Annotated in this window: 14 protein-coding genes; 11 read left to right on the forward strand and 3 right to left on the reverse strand. The window is 34.3% G+C overall.

All coding sequences use genetic code 11. The features are described from left to right. Positions 1-11 precede the first annotated feature (11 nt). Positions 12-1,181 carry a proline dehydrogenase family protein gene (locus ACTF54_RS12490; protein WP_347197522.1) on the reverse strand — a complete coding sequence of 390 codons (1,170 nt, stop codon included), beginning with the start codon at positions 1,179-1,181 and terminating at the stop codon, positions 12-14. 137 nt (positions 1,182-1,318) lie between these two features. On the opposite strand from ACTF54_RS12490, the gene aroB reads away from it, so the two are divergent. The 3 genes from aroB (at position 1,319) to ACTF54_RS12505 (ending at position 3,151) form a co-directional block, all read left to right on the forward strand. Beyond that, complete coding sequence (gene aroB, locus ACTF54_RS12495) at positions 1,319-2,383, forward strand: 3-dehydroquinate synthase (RefSeq protein WP_347201978.1); 1,065 nt, start codon at positions 1,319-1,321, stop codon at positions 2,381-2,383. Positions 2,384-2,462: 79 nt separating this feature from the next. Then, the gene (locus ACTF54_RS12500; RefSeq protein WP_438969497.1) at positions 2,463-2,810 is read left to right on the forward strand and encodes a hypothetical protein; all 348 of its coding nucleotides are present in this window, start codon (positions 2,463-2,465) and stop codon (positions 2,808-2,810) included. Positions 2,811-2,842: 32 nt separating this feature from the next. Continuing rightward, positions 2,843-3,151: a hypothetical protein gene (locus ACTF54_RS12505; RefSeq protein WP_347197519.1), complete on the forward strand. Its 309-nt coding sequence runs from the start codon at positions 2,843-2,845 to the stop codon at positions 3,149-3,151. Positions 3,152-3,546: 395 nt separating this feature from the next. Here the strand turns inward: ACTF54_RS12505 and sucC are convergent, their stop codons facing one another. Next, positions 3,547-4,740, reverse strand: coding sequence for an ADP-forming succinate--CoA ligase subunit beta (sucC, locus tag ACTF54_RS12510; RefSeq protein ID WP_347197518.1), 1,194 nt, complete (start codon positions 4,738-4,740; stop codon positions 3,547-3,549). A gap of 202 nt (positions 4,741-4,942) precedes the next feature. Between sucC and lysA the strand changes: the two genes are divergently transcribed. The 3 genes from lysA to ACTF54_RS12525 all read left to right on the forward strand — a co-directional run bounded on the left by lysA (position 4,943) and on the right by ACTF54_RS12525 (position 8,077). Continuing rightward, positions 4,943-6,175, forward strand: coding sequence for a diaminopimelate decarboxylase (gene lysA, locus ACTF54_RS12515; protein WP_438969498.1), 1,233 nt, complete (start codon positions 4,943-4,945; stop codon positions 6,173-6,175). Between the two features lie 211 nt (positions 6,176-6,386). Beyond that, entirely contained in the window at positions 6,387-7,037 is a 651-nt protein-coding gene (locus tag ACTF54_RS12520) for a DsbA family oxidoreductase (protein ID WP_438969499.1), read from the forward strand. A gap of 161 nt (positions 7,038-7,198) precedes the next feature. After that, positions 7,199-8,077: a DUF808 domain-containing protein gene (locus ACTF54_RS12525; RefSeq protein ID WP_347197515.1), complete on the forward strand. Its 879-nt coding sequence runs from the start codon at positions 7,199-7,201 to the stop codon at positions 8,075-8,077. Between the two features lie 19 nt (positions 8,078-8,096). On the opposite strand, the gene ACTF54_RS12530 is transcribed toward ACTF54_RS12525, so the two are convergent. Next, a complete protein-coding gene (locus tag ACTF54_RS12530; protein ID WP_438969500.1) occupies positions 8,097-9,335 on the reverse strand; it encodes a glycosyltransferase family 4 protein in 1,239 nt (412 codons plus the stop codon). 175 nt (positions 9,336-9,510) lie between these two features. Between ACTF54_RS12530 and ACTF54_RS12535 the strand changes: the two genes are divergently transcribed. Genes ACTF54_RS12535 through lepB form a run of 5 tightly spaced genes read left to right on the forward strand, consistent with a single transcriptional unit; the run spans position 9,511 to position 14,136 of the window. Next, a complete protein-coding gene (locus ACTF54_RS12535) occupies positions 9,511-10,275 on the forward strand; it encodes a ParA family protein (protein ID WP_347197306.1) in 765 nt (254 codons plus the stop codon). A gap of 5 nt (positions 10,276-10,280) precedes the next feature. Beyond that, on the forward strand, positions 10,281-11,177 hold the full coding sequence (locus ACTF54_RS12540; protein ID WP_347197307.1) for a ParB/RepB/Spo0J family partition protein: 897 nt from the start codon (positions 10,281-10,283) through the stop codon (positions 11,175-11,177). Next, the gene (locus ACTF54_RS12545) at positions 11,170-11,754 is read left to right on the forward strand and encodes a DUF5683 domain-containing protein (protein WP_347197308.1); all 585 of its coding nucleotides are present in this window, start codon (positions 11,170-11,172) and stop codon (positions 11,752-11,754) included. The genes ACTF54_RS12540 and ACTF54_RS12545 overlap by 8 nt, the downstream gene beginning before the upstream one ends. A gap of 1 nt (position 11,755) precedes the next feature. Next, positions 11,756-12,457, forward strand: a complete 702-nt coding sequence (gene dapB, locus ACTF54_RS12550) for a 4-hydroxy-tetrahydrodipicolinate reductase (protein ID WP_438969501.1) — start codon at positions 11,756-11,758, stop codon at positions 12,455-12,457. A 38-nt stretch (positions 12,458-12,495) separates the two neighbouring features. Next, on the forward strand, positions 12,496-14,136 hold the full coding sequence (gene lepB, locus ACTF54_RS12555; RefSeq protein ID WP_438969502.1) for a signal peptidase I: 1,641 nt from the start codon (positions 12,496-12,498) through the stop codon (positions 14,134-14,136). The last annotated feature ends 1 nt before the right edge of the window (position 14,137 follow it).

The raw sequence follows: 14,137 nt of genomic DNA on the forward strand, positions 1-14,137 counted from the left end.
GAACAAGGTTATTAAATCCCTCTACGTTTCATTTCCTGTTTAATAAGAGTAAGTTCTCTACCTGTCTGTCCAGCTACAGAAGTATTTTCCTGCGCTCTTCTTATTAAATAAGGCATCACATCTTCAATAGGACCAAAAGGTAAGATCTTAAACGTATTATGACCTAAAGCGGCTAAGTTAAAGGTAAGGTTATCACTCATACCATACAATTGTCCGAACCATACGTCGCCCGTATTGGGTTCAATATCATGAGCTAATAAATAGTTCATTGCCTCTAATGTACTCGCTTCATTATGAGTGCCTACACAAAGTTTTATGGTATCTAATCGATCAAGAATATAATTCATGACATGGTCATACATTTCATCTGTAGCTTTTTTATCCTTACAAATAGGACTAGGATAATTATAAGCTTGAGCACGTTCTCGTTCCTTTTCCATATAAGCACCACGTACAATCTTTGCTCCTATGATATATCCATTTGCTTTAGCATCCTCATAAAGCTCCATGATATAATCTAATCGATCGTGTCGATAACATTGCACCGTATTATATATGTACGCTTTTCCAATGTTATATTTTTGCATCATCTCTTGGATCAAATCGTCTGCTGCATCTTGCATCCAGGTTTCTTCTCCATCAAAAAGCAAGGCTATATCATTATCAACAGCTGTTTTACAAAGAAGATCTACTCTATTATAGATACGTTCCCATTCTAATTCTTCTGGCGGTGTAAGTGCTTTTTTCTCAGTAATTTTTTGCCAAATATAAAAACGGCCTATTCCGGTAGGTTTAACCACTTCAAAAGGTAACGCATTGTTCTCGCTAGCCATATGAATTAAAGTAAGCTTCTTCCCTACTACAGCGTCAAAATCTGCCTCATTTTCTTTACCTTCTACAGAATAATCTAAAATAGAACTTACGCCTTTCTCAAACATTTTTTCCACCAGTGGCATGCATTCTTCATCTGTGGTACCACCACAAAACTGGCTGAAAATAGTATCCTTGATAATTCCTTTAACTGGCAACTTCCAGTTCAGTGCTAACATGGTCGCTTTAGACCCTAAATTTACTAGCCATGGCATGGACATAGAACTGAATATAAAATGTGCTTTCTTAAGATCTTTATCAGACTTTAAAGAAAAAGCATTGGCCGTATTATTAAAAGGATTCTCATTCATACTACAAATATATTGCGTAATCGTTTTAGTTGAGCATATAGACGCTACTTTTGGTAAATCATAACATTTATAAATTATTTTTGCGATCTCGCTTTCGCGAAAGCGTTACAAACACAAACACTTCACTATAACAACAAATGGATTCAATTTCAAATACCAATTACCACATACACTTTCAACAGGAATCTTACACTCAATTAAATAAATTTATAGCCTCAAAACAACCTAGTTGTATATTCATTCTTGTAGATGAAAATACCATGCAACATTGCTATCCAGTTTTTATGCCGCAATTAGAAACTGATGCACGTATAGAGGTTATTGAAATCGATGCAGGTGAAGAGTTTAAGAACATTGAAACATGCTCTGGAGTATGGAGCGTGCTGGTAGAATTGGGCTGTGATCGCAATAGTATAATGATCAATTTAGGTGGTGGCGTTATTACAGATTTAGGAGGTTTTGTGGCCTCTACTATTAAAAGAGGTATATCTTTTATTCATATTCCAACAACTGTTTTAGGTATGGTAGATGCAGCTATTGGCGGAAAAAATGGTGTCGATATAGGACATCTCAAAAATCAAATAGGTGTTATTATACCGCCAGAAATGACTTTAATTGACTCTGGATATTTACGTACACTCGACAAAAGACAACTTTTAAACGGTTCTATAGAAATGTTTAAACATGGCTTGATTAAAAGTAGAGATTACTGGCAGGAAATGAATCAAATAGGTGACGATTATTTTTCTGACGAATTTGAAAAGTTAATTTATGAAAGTGTAGTCATTAAAAATAATGTAGTGCGTAGTGATCCTTTTGAAAACGGACCACGTAAAGCATTGAACTATGGTCATACGATAGGACATGCTATAGAATCCTTTTGCTTATCAAGTGAAAGTCATGAATCATTATTGCATGGTGAAGCGATTGCAGCTGGACTCTATCTAGAATCATATTTAAGTCATTTACATACAGGATTAAGCACAGCTGACTTTCAAGAAATAGAAAATTGGTTTAAAAAACTAGAAATGAAATTATCGTTTTCAGAATCTGATGTAAAAAATATGCTAGAGTTAATGACTCATGATAAGAAAAATGTAAACGGTGAAATACGTTTTGTCTTACTAGAATCAATAGGTTCATTTTTGACAGATCAAACTGTTCCAGAAATAGATGTAATAAAGAGTTTTAGCATGCTTTAAAAGGATGAAATTAATTCAAAAACAACTTTGAAATAACTTTAAAAAAATATAATTTCGATTAGTTATTACTAATGTTATTATGAATAAAACTTTTTATATATTGATACTGTTTTTACTAGTATCTGGATTTAGTCGGGCGCAAAACGTCTTAGATAATATTTCTATTGAGACCAATAAATGCGTCACTTCTACCTATGAAACCATAGACACAAATGACTTTTTACAAGTTTCTATGGTAAAAGAATGCATCGAGTCTGCTGCCGAAAAGGATATGGAAGAATTACTTAAATATTATGAAATCAAATCTATTAAAGAGTTTGATCTTAAGGAATTTTGCATTGAAATCATTCCCTATTTAATTAAGCATTCTAACCTCACTCAAAACCAATTGAACATTATTTTTGAAGACATTATAGATACAGAGTAAAGGACTATTTTTAAAAATTAAAAAACTTGCTAATGAGAAATGTTATAGTTGACTATAAAAAACTTACACCAGAGGTACTTGCTATGTTAGTAGCAAAATATCCAGACGGTTATGGTGATGACGATGTCATTACCTTCAAAAACCACAAATATGAAACTATTGAAGCAGTAGAAGTTATTACTGAGGATACTAAATACCTCGTAAAAATATCCAAGCGCTTATCCATGCAGATGGAATCTTTTGATGAAGATGACTACACTGATAAAGAAATGAGCGATCCAGATGCTCTTCCAGAAATTACAGTAGAAGATCTCAAGAAAGCTGAGGAAGATGAGGATTAGAACCCAATGATTAAAATTTGACGAGTAAATAAAGTGGTAATATTTGTAAAACTTTAAGTATTATGAAAAATAACAGTCACAAGTTACTCATGATAATCATTGCAACAACCTTCATTATTGCTGGCTTGTTTTATTTGAGTGACATCAATTTCCAGTTAGATCGATTTATATGGAGAAACTTTATAGCTACATTAACAATGATAATACTACCTGTTACTTTAAGCACTGTTGTAACGATGTGTATGAGCCGCAAAGCTCTAAAGAGTAGATCTAAGGATGACTCATTCTGATGAAAATAAATGATAAGCTCAATTCATATTTAGGAAAACAAAAAAACCACGCTATCGCGTGGTTTTTTCATCCTTCACAATTACTATGAATTGCAAAACTATTAATTAAGCTATTACAGCCTGCACTTTATCAGCAGCTTCTTGAAATTCTACCGCACTTTGTACGTCCATTCCGCTGTTGTCGATCAGCTCCTTTGCAATCTCTGCATTAGTACCTTGTAGTCTTACGATCAATGGCACATTCATAGCGTCACCCATACTTTTCTTAGCATCGATAATTCCTTGCGCCACACGGTCACATCTTACGATACCACCAAATATATTCACTAAGATAGCCTTAACACCTTTATCCTTCAAGATAATTTTAAAGGCCTCTTCTACTCTTTTAGCATCTGCTGTACCACCTACATCTAGGAAGTTTGCAGGAGATCCACCAGCTTGTTTAATAAGATCCATAGTTGCCATTGCGAGACCAGCACCATTTACCATACAACCAACATTTCCATCTAGATCTACATAATTAAGACCTACGGCCTTTGCTTCTACTTCTGTTGCATTTTCTTCTCTAGTATCTCTTAATTCTTCAAGATCTTTATGACGGAACAATGCGTTTTCATCTAAAGTGATTTTACAATCTACAGCTATGATCGTATTGTTAGAAGCTTTTAAGACTGGATTGATTTCAAATAAAGCACTATCAGATCCTACATATGCGTTGTACAAAGAGTTTACAAACTTTGTCATTTCTTTAAACGCTTTACCGCTTAAACCTAGATTAAAAGCAATACGTCTAGCTTGAAAACCTTGCAATCCATGAGCGGGATCAATCGTTTCAGTAAAAATTAAATGTGGGGTTTCTTCAGCAACAGTCTCTATGTCCATTCCACCTTCTGTAGAATACATGATCATGTTTTTACCTTGTGCACGATCAAGAAGTACTGACATGTAAAATTCTTCAATTTCAGCTTCTCCAGGCTCATAAACATCCTCGGCAATAAGAACTTGGTGTACTCTCTTACCTTCTGCAGTTGTTTGAGGTGTTACTAAATCCATTCCTATAATCTGACCAGAAATTTCTTTTACTTGATCAAGGTTTTTAGCAAGTTTAACACCACCACCTTTTCCACGTCCACCTGCGTGTACTTGTGCTTTGATGACGTGCCATCCTGTTCCTGTTTCTTCAGTTAGCGCTTTTGCCGCAGCTACTGCCTCGTCAGAAGTGGTTGCTACCTTTCCTCTTTGTATAGTTACACCATAACTAGCGAGAATTTCTTTTCCTTGATATTCGTGAAGATTCATAAATGTTCTTTAAAGTTCCATATTAAGTCCAGCAAAAATAAGAAAGTGAAACTTCAATTTGAAACTATTCTATCTAAAAGAATCGTTTATTTATACAATTCAAGTTTATCGCTTACCACAACGATATCAGGTTTTAAATTTTATGATTTTCTTTACTTTTATTTCTTTTTGTCTAGTACTTTTGTAGGCTTAATTTTTTATCATGAATAATCAAGATTTATTAAACATAGCCCGCGAACACGGTAGTCCGGTCTATGTCTATGATGCAGAGGTCATTGTAGCGCAGTATGAACGTTTAGTTTCCGCTTTCGCGAAAGCAAAAAACTTAAGAATTCATTACGCTGTAAAAGCACTTTCTAACATTTCTATCTTGAAACTTTTTAAACAGCTAGGCGCTGGACTCGATACCGTGAGTCTACAAGAAGTAGAATTGGGACTGGCAGCTGGAGTAGATCCTAAGAAAATCATCTTTACTCCTAACGGCGTTTCTCTAGAAGAAATAGAGAATGTAGCGGCAAAAGGTGTGCAAATAAATATTGATAACCTGTCGATTTTAGAACAATTTGGTTCTAAACATCCTAAAACACCTGTTTGCATCAGGATCAATCCGCACGTAATGGCTGGAGGAAATGCAAACATTTCTGTAGGACACATCGATAGTAAATTTGGTATTTCCATACATCAAATTCCACATATATTAAGAATTGTAGAAAACACAGGGATGACCGTGAATGGTGTGCACATGCATACTGGTAGCGACATTTTAGATATAGGTGTTTTTCTTTATGCTACAGAAATTCTTTTTGAAACGGCGGCAAAATTTAAAAACCTAGAATTTATCGATTTCGGTAGTGGTTTTAAAGTACCCTATAAAGAAGGAGATGTATCTACAGACATTGAGGATCTAGGCGAACAATTATGTGAACGATTTAATCAGTTTTGTAAAAACTACGGTCGTGAAATTACCATGGCATTTGAACCTGGAAAGTTTCTTGTAAGTGAATCTGGACAATTTTTAGCACAGGTTAATGTTGTTAAACAGACTACTTCTACAGTTTTTGCTGGTGTAGACTCTGGTTTTAATCATTTGATACGTCCTATGCTATATGGTTCTTATCATGGTATTAAAAACATTTCAAATCCAGATGGTAAAAACAGATTTTACAGCGTTGTAGGTTATATATGTGAAACAGACACCTTTGCAAACAACCGTCAGATAGCAGAAATTACAGAAGGTGATATCCTTTCTTTCTCTAACGCTGGGGCTTATTGTTTTTCTATGGCCAGTAATTATAATTCTCGTTACCGACCTGCTGAAGTCCTTTGGTACAATGGAAAATCCCACCTGATTAGAGAACGAGAAACGATGAAAGATATTTTAAAAGGGCAACATGCAGTAGAGCTTCAGTTCAAAGAAGATGCTGTAGAAGTTTAACCTTTCTTCACCATTTAACTATTTTTATGGTTACCAAAGTCTTAGCATATTGTGTTGAGACTTTTTGTTTGACCTTGATGTAAAATACTACCGCAGTTTTATATAGGATTCTTTATAAAACTACATTTCCCATAATTCCCTTAAAGAGTAAGTTGTTGCAAAAGGCTTTTTATAATTTCGCTTTCGCGAAAGCAGGATTAAAACGAATCATATGAAACCTAAATTAAAGATTGATATGGTATCTGACGTGGTTTGCCCGTGGTGTACCATAGGTTACAAACGTTTAGAAAAAGCTATTACAGACCTAGGAATCTCAGACCAAATAGAAATAGAATGGCAACCATTTGAGCTGAATCCTAACATGCCAGCTGAAGGTCAAAATTTACAAGAACATCTTGCAGAAAAATACGGTGCTGGACCAGAACAACATCAACAAATGCAAAATCAAATGAAAGCCGTTGGTGAAGAAGTAGATTTTGTTTTTAATTATAATGATGACATGAAAATGTCCAATACTTTTGAAGCTCATATTTTATTAGAATATGCAAAAGAGTTCAATAAACAGACAGATCTCAAAATGATATTAATGAAAGCTTTTTTTACAGATAATAAAGATGTGTCTGATCGAGAAGTTTTAAGACAATCGCTGCAAGAAGCTGGGTTAAATGTAGAGGATGCGATTAATAGATTAGGTAATAAGGAAGCTCAAAAAGAAATAAGAGATCAACAGAATTATTGGAAAAATATGGGCGTGAATTCTGTACCTACTATAGTTTTTAATAGAAAAAGTGCTGTTACTGGCGCTCAACCAGTGGATATATTTAAAAAGGTGCTAGAAGAAGCCATGAATGAAAGAGAGTAATTTTATTTTAAGTAGGAATAAAATGCTTGCTTAAGTGCTTTGTAAGAACTAAAAAATATTTGATTTCTAAAGTTATGAATCATCATGTTATTCTTAACATGGATTTTCCTTTCAAACGTGTTTAAAAAAAGTACTTTTACCTTCTTAAATGAAATAATTACATGGCTTCTGGATTTTTTGCTTTATTAGATGATATAGGTGTTCTTATGGATGACGTTGCTTCTATGAGTAAAGTAGCAACAAAGAAAACAGCAGGTATCTTAGGTGATGATCTTGCTGTAAATGCAGAGAAAGCTTCTGGATTTGTATCTTCTAGAGAAATCCCAGTGTTATGGGCCATAACTAAAGGATCTTTTTTAAATAAATTAATCATCCTTCCTATTGCATTTCTATTAAGTGCTTTTTTACCAATAGCTATCACTATTATTCTACTATTAGGAGCTATTTATCTAGCTTTTGAAGGTGCTGAAAAGATTTACGAATGGATTTTTCCTCATGAAAAGCCCGACACAACCATAGCAGCAAAAGAACTTACTGAAGAAGAAATTCTTGCGTTAGAAAAGGATAAAATTAAATCTGCAATTGTTACCGACTTTATACTTTCTGTAGAGATAGTGATTATCGCTTTAAGTTCTGTAGTAGTAGAATCAATTTTAAATCAGATTTTAGTAGTTTCTGTTGTAGCGATTATAGCTACTGTTGGAGTTTATGGAATCGTGGCTGGAATTGTAAGAATGGATGATCTAGGTGCCCGATTGATTAGATTAAGTAAAGACAAAAAAGGAATTTCCTATTCCGTAGGGTCTGTTCTTGTAAAAGCCTTACCATGGATTATTAAAAGTCTTTCTATAATAGGGACTATTGCCCTTTTATTAGTTGCTGGTGGTATTTTTCTTCATAATATACACTGGATAGAAGAACTGCTTCACTCCTGGCCTTCTATCATTGCTGAATTTGCTACAGGCCTAATAGTCGGTATTATATCACTGGTTATTTTTAAATTATTTAGACTTCTCTTTATCAAGAAGAAAGCAGTTTAATATACTATTGAAATTTTCACTACGCCTGATTAGAATTTTTCAATGCAATCCACTTGCTTAGGTATTTAAATCTAGCGTTAGAATGATAATTTAACATTTTTAGGTTAAAGTGTTCTAATGGCGATTGTTGTTCTTCTGATTTGATATCTATTTTTGAAATTTGAAGTAGTAACGCTTTCGCGAAAGCGGATCTATCATAATTACTTTTAAGAATTTCTAGATGTTTGCCGCTTACTTCATTCCATTGTTCTTTTGACTGATACAATTCTACACAGTAAGTTGCATAACTGATCATTTCATCTTCAATAAAACCAAATGGTGCAGAATTAACGAACATGGCTTCTGCCGCGATAGAAGTCATGGCTACTGGTGTCGCCGTATGTAACGCATCAAATATTTTACCTTTCAATCCTGCACCAAACCTTAGTGGAGCGAGCAATATTCTATAATTGGCTAAAGTTTCATAAGCATCTGATGCAAAGCCTTTTATTAGGAATCCATCTTTTTTATTGTGAAGTTGTGTGATTTTATCGCTTTGATAAGCGCCATAAATATGCACTTCAACTTGCGGAAGCGTTTTTCTAATTAGCGGCCAGATCTCTTTTTTCATATAAAGAATAGCGTCATAATTAGGCTCGTGCAAGGAATTACCTATCATCACAAAATTTGATCTTTTCTGAAAAGAATTTTGATTAAAAGTTAACTTCTCTCTTTTAGCATCGCTGTATAAAAATGGAATGTAAACTAATTTTGATTTAGGAATTTCAAAATCCTTTTGCAATAAATCAAACTCTATAGTAGAAATTATCATACTTAAATCACATCTACTTATTGAGGCGATTTCTCGCATAGCGACTTCATTGTAAAGATTTAATGGTTGCTTTTTCTTAAGAACGACTTCCCTAGCTTTTCTTAAAAAGTGAAGATCTTCTGTATCTAAAATATGAATACATGTAGAACTGTTCTCTCTAACTCTCCAGCTATATTGCTCTTCGGTCATAAAACGATCGTACAAAACAATATCTGGTTGCAAATTTTGAATATAAGTATCAAAACTATCATCATTTAGAAAAACCGTTTGTTCTTTGATTCCAATAGATTCTAAATCAAATGAATACTTTGATTTTTGGGTAGCACTGCAAAAATGAACTGAATAAGAATTCTCTTTAAAGATCTCTAATAACTGCAACATCCTATATCCAGCTGCTGTAGTTTTAGGCTCTGGCCAGTTTTTACCTATTACTAATAGTTTTTTCATGAGGCAAAGTTACTACTTACCAAAGAACATAAACCACCTATCATCGGCTACTCAAAATCAGGTAAATAGACAAATTCATTCTTTTACTTATAAAAGGTTGTTAACTGAATTCTAGAAATGGCTGTAAAATGAGCTGTAAAATATTTACTTTAGCGTTTTAAACTGAATGATCTCCATGGGTAAAATAATTGCTATAGCAAATCAAAAAGGTGGTGTAGGAAAAACGACGACAGCTGTTAATCTTGCTGCATGTTTGGGTGTTTTGGAAAAGAAAGTTTTACTTATTGATGCAGATCCACAGGCTAATGCAACATCTGGATTAGGTATAGATGTGGAAGCGATTGAACAAGGTACTTATCAACTAATAGAAAATTCTGTTACAGCCGAAGAACTGATAATTAAAACAGAATCTCCTAATGTAGATATTATTCCAGCGCATATTGATCTGGTAGCTATTGAAATAGAACTAGTTGATAAAGACAAGCGCGAGTATATGATGAAGACTTCTTTAGAAGCAGTTAAAGGTTTATACGACTACATTATTATCGATTGTGCTCCATCACTAGGTTTGCTAACTTTAAATGCACTTACGGCAAGTAATTCGGTTTTAATTCCTATACAGTGTGAATATTTTGCTCTTGAAGGTCTAGGAAAGTTATTGAATACTGTAAAAAGTGTTCAAAAAATACATAATCCTGATCTAGACATTGAAGGTTTATTGCTAACGATGTATGATAGTCGTTTGAGATTATCAAATCAAGTAGTAGAAGAAGTAAATAAACATTTTGAAGGACTTACATTTAAGACAATCATTCAACGCAATGTGCGTTTAAGTGAAGCGCCGTCTTATGGTGAGAGTATTATTAACTATGACGCATCTAGTAAAGGCTCTGAAAATTATTTGAGCCTTGCTAATGAACTTATACAGAAAAACGCTTAAGCAACATGGCAAAAGCAACTAAAAAACAAGCACTAGGAAGAGGATTATCTGCTCTATTAAAAGATCCTAGCAACGATATCAAATCTGCAGAAGATAAAAATGCTGATCAGATTGTAGGAAACGTAATCGATTTACCTTTAAAGGATATTGAAATGAATCCTTTTCAACCTAGAACTAGTTTTAATGAAGAGCATCTTAGAGAACTAGCATCTTCTATTAAAGAATTAGGCGTTATACAGCCTATAACCGTTCGCAAGAAAGGTTATGGAAAGTACGAATTGGTTTCTGGAGAACGTAGATGTCGTGCTTCAAAGCTTTTGGGAATAGATACTATTCCTGCTTATGTGCGCATCGCAAACGATCAGGAATCTCTTGAAATGGCACTAGTAGAGAATATACAGCGCCAAGATTTAGACCCTATAGAGATCGCTCTTTCTTATCAAAGGTTGATTGAAGAAATTGATCTTACTCAAGAGCAAATGAGCGAGCGAGTTGGGAAATCACGTAGTGCAATTGCTAACTATTTACGTCTTTTAAAATTGGACCCTATCATTCAAACAGGAATGAGAGATGGATTTATTTCTATGGGACATGGTCGTGCTTTAATCAATTTAGAAAGCCTAGAGCAACAACTAGATATCTATCAAAAAATACTAGCAGACAGTCTTTCTGTAAGAGATACAGAGAAACTGGTTAAGGAATTAAAAAGCGGTACGCTTTCGCGAAAGCAAATTAAAACCAACACTTTACCAGAGAACATCGTTCAACAAACAAAAGAACTCAATACACTGTTAGACACTAAAGTAACCACTACTATATCAAGCAGTGGTAAAGGTAAAATAACTATTTCTTATGCTTCTAAAGCCGACTTTGAACGTATTGTAAAGTTGATCAATGAGTAAATATTTATTTTTCATATTGCTTCTTGTGGGTGCTCTAGGGTTTGGACAAAAGGATCCCAACACAACACTCGATCTCAATGATATTATTGTTGCCCAGGACAGTATTTCAAGAGTTTATGATGCTAATAGACCTGCAAAAGCTGCTTTTTATAGCGCTGTTATTCCTGGATTAGGTCAGGCGTACAATAAAAAATATTGGAAGATTCCACTTGCTGTTGCCGCTGTTGGTATACCTATTTACGTTTATACTGTTAATGATAGGGAATACAACAGACTTAGAGACGCATTTAGAATACGTCTAGCAGGTGGTACTGATGACGAGTTTTCAAATGAAGATGGAACACCATTCATTACTACACAAGGACTAGAGAGAGCGCAACGCAATTCTCAAAGAAATAAAGAGTTAAGCATCTTGATTACAGCTGCTCTTTATGTTTTACAAATCATTGATGCTAATGTAGATGGACATTTGAGTCAGTTTAATGTGGATCGTAATTTGACTGTTTTACCGTATATGGATTACAATACTCTTTCCATAGGAAGTACTTACGGTTTTAATTTAAGCTATAATTTTTAATATGAAAATAGCATTATTAGGATATGGTAAAATGGGTAAAACCATTGAGAAAACAGCATTACGGCGTGGTCACACTATCGTAGCAAAAATAGGTCGTAACGACTCTTTAGAAAATGTCTCAAAGGCAGATGTTATTATAGAGTTTACAAGTCCTGAAAGCGTTTTAAGTAACTTAAATCATTTGATTCCAACACAAATTCCAATTGTTTGTGGTACTACTGGATGGAACGATCATCTTTCTGAAATTACTGCATCTGTAGCAGAAAATAAGTCAAGTATGGTTTATGCGTCCAACTTTAGTCTAGGAGTCAATATCTTTTTTGAGCTTAATAAAAAACTTGCTGACATGATGAGCAATTTCAAGGAGTATAGCGTTTCTATGGAGGAAATACATCATATTGAGAAAAAAGATGCACCTAGCGGGACTGCTATTACCTTATTTGAAGGGCTTAATGAAAAGGCTGGAAAAGAAAACTGGCATTTAGGTTCTGAGATAAAAGAAAACTCAATATCTATCAATGCTTTGCGTGAGGAAGATGTAAAAGGAACTCATAGCGTTACCTATCAAAATGAAATTGATAGTATAGAAATCACTCACACAGCACATACACGTGAAGGATTTGCATTAGGAAGTGTTATTGCTGCAGAGTGGATTATTAATAAAAAAGGAATTTACACCATGAAAGATGTACTAGGGTTGTAACACATTTCTCTAAAATCTTTCATCTACAAAATTATCATATGAACTGGACAGAATGGTTAATCGTATTTATAGTAATACAACTTATTCATGGGTTAGGAACTTGGAAAATGTATATCGCAGCTGGAAACAAAGCGTGGCAAGCATTTGTTCCTGTTTATAACGCGATCACCTTAATGAAAATAATGAACAGACCATGGTGGTGGACCATTTTGTTATTTCTTCCTGTTGTTAATATTATGATGTTTATCGTCGTATGGGTGGACACATTAAGATCATTTGGTTACAATAAGCCTAAGGATACTGCTTTGGTTATACTGACTCTAGGTTTGTACATTTACTATGTCAATTATACTCAGCCTTTAGTGCATGTAAAAGAAAGAGATTTAAATCCTCGCACCGCCGCAGGAGAATGGACCAATTCTATTTTGTTTGCGGTAATCGCTGCGACTATAGTGCATACTTATGTCATGCAACCTTTTATTATCCCTACTTCTTCACTAGAAAAGACTTTGCTAACCGGTGATTTCTTGTTTGTTAGTAAATTTCATTACGGTGCAAGATTACCTATGACACCTATCGCTGCTCCTATGGTTCACGACACGATCCCTGTGGCAGGTATCAAGAGTTATCTGGCAAGACCTCAATTACCATACACGCGTATTCCTGGTTTTCAAAAGATAGAGCGCAATGATATTGTAGTATTTAATTATCCGACTGATACCATTAATTCTTATCCTAATGATGACGGTAAGTATCATTATAAACCTATTGATAAAAAATCTAATTATGTGAAACGATGTGTTGCCATTGCCGGTGATAAAATGTCTATGAAAGATGGAGATATTTTTATCAATGGAGAAAAACTAATTCTTCCAGAAAGAGCAAGGCCGCAGCATAAATATCAAGCAAAAGCAAATAGACTTGACATTATGGGCGATCGTCCTTACATGATAGAAAAATATGATATCACTGAAGAGATTTATCAAACCGATAGAGATACAGATCCTAGCCTAGTAGAGTTTACTGCTACAGAACAAGCTATTGAACAACTTAAAGCAGATGGTGTTATCACAGAATACACTATGCGTAATCAAACCTTACCAGCACCATTTAGAAAAGACTTAAGAGATCGCAATGATTATTCGACCGTTTATAATGCTTTAAATACCTTTCCTTACGACGCACGACTATCTAACAATAATGATGATCGCGATGAGTTTTTAATTCCAGCAGCTGGAATGACAATTGACATAGATTATAAAAACATTCCATACTTCAAAAGAATCATTGAAGTGTATGAAGGAAGTGAGATGCAAATCTTTAATAATGTTACCGTAAATGGTACTAAGGTGATGTTAAATGGATCACCACTTACCTCATATACTTTCAAGCAAGACTATTACTGGCTTATGGGAGATAATCGTGATAATAGCCTTGATAGTAGGTACTGGGGTTATGTTCCATTCAATCATGTAGTAGGAAAGCCAGTTTTTGTATGGATGAGTTATGATGGTAATAAATCATTTTTAAATGCTTTTAGATTTGAAAGAATGTTCACAACAGTGAATGGTTCTGGACAGCCTACTTCCTATTTAGTCTATTTCCTAGTGCTATTAGGTGGTTATTTTGTGGTGAGTAAAATACTGAAGAATAAAAAGAAAAAGAAAGAGAAATCATAAG

The sequence above is a fragment of the Nonlabens sp. genome, assembly GCF_965657255.1.
Lineage (GTDB): Bacteria > Bacteroidota > Bacteroidia > Flavobacteriales > Flavobacteriaceae > Nonlabens.

Excerpts from the sequence above, each read along its gene's own strand:
- ACTF54_RS12505 (WP_347197519.1), top strand. The coding sequence starts at position 2,843 with ATGAGAAATGTTATAGTTGACTATAAAAAACTTACACCAGAGGTACTT.
- ACTF54_RS12535 (WP_347197306.1), top strand. The coding sequence starts at position 9,511 with ATGGGTAAAATAATTGCTATAGCAAATCAAAAAGGTGGTGTAGGAAAA.
- ACTF54_RS12545 (WP_347197308.1), top strand. The coding sequence starts at position 11,170 with ATGAGTAAATATTTATTTTTCATATTGCTTCTTGTGGGTGCTCTAGGG.
- ACTF54_RS12525 (WP_347197515.1), top strand. The coding sequence starts at position 7,199 with ATGGCTTCTGGATTTTTTGCTTTATTAGATGATATAGGTGTTCTTATG.
- lysA (WP_438969498.1), top strand. The coding sequence starts at position 4,943 with ATGAATAATCAAGATTTATTAAACATAGCCCGCGAACACGGTAGTCCG.
- sucC (WP_347197518.1), bottom strand. The coding sequence starts at position 4,740 with ATGAATCTTCACGAATATCAAGGAAAAGAAATTCTCGCTAGTTATGGT.
- ACTF54_RS12490 (WP_347197522.1), bottom strand. The coding sequence starts at position 1,181 with ATGAATGAGAATCCTTTTAATAATACGGCCAATGCTTTTTCTTTAAAG.
- ACTF54_RS12500 (WP_438969497.1), top strand. The coding sequence starts at position 2,463 with ATGAATAAAACTTTTTATATATTGATACTGTTTTTACTAGTATCTGGA.
- ACTF54_RS12520 (WP_438969499.1), top strand. The coding sequence starts at position 6,387 with ATGAAACCTAAATTAAAGATTGATATGGTATCTGACGTGGTTTGCCCG.
- aroB (WP_347201978.1), top strand. The coding sequence starts at position 1,319 with ATGGATTCAATTTCAAATACCAATTACCACATACACTTTCAACAGGAA.
- ACTF54_RS12530 (WP_438969500.1), bottom strand. The coding sequence starts at position 9,335 with ATGAAAAAACTATTAGTAATAGGTAAAAACTGGCCAGAGCCTAAAACT.
- dapB (WP_438969501.1), top strand. The coding sequence starts at position 11,756 with ATGAAAATAGCATTATTAGGATATGGTAAAATGGGTAAAACCATTGAG.
- ACTF54_RS12540 (WP_347197307.1), top strand. The coding sequence starts at position 10,281 with ATGGCAAAAGCAACTAAAAAACAAGCACTAGGAAGAGGATTATCTGCT.
- lepB (WP_438969502.1), top strand. The coding sequence starts at position 12,496 with ATGAACTGGACAGAATGGTTAATCGTATTTATAGTAATACAACTTATT.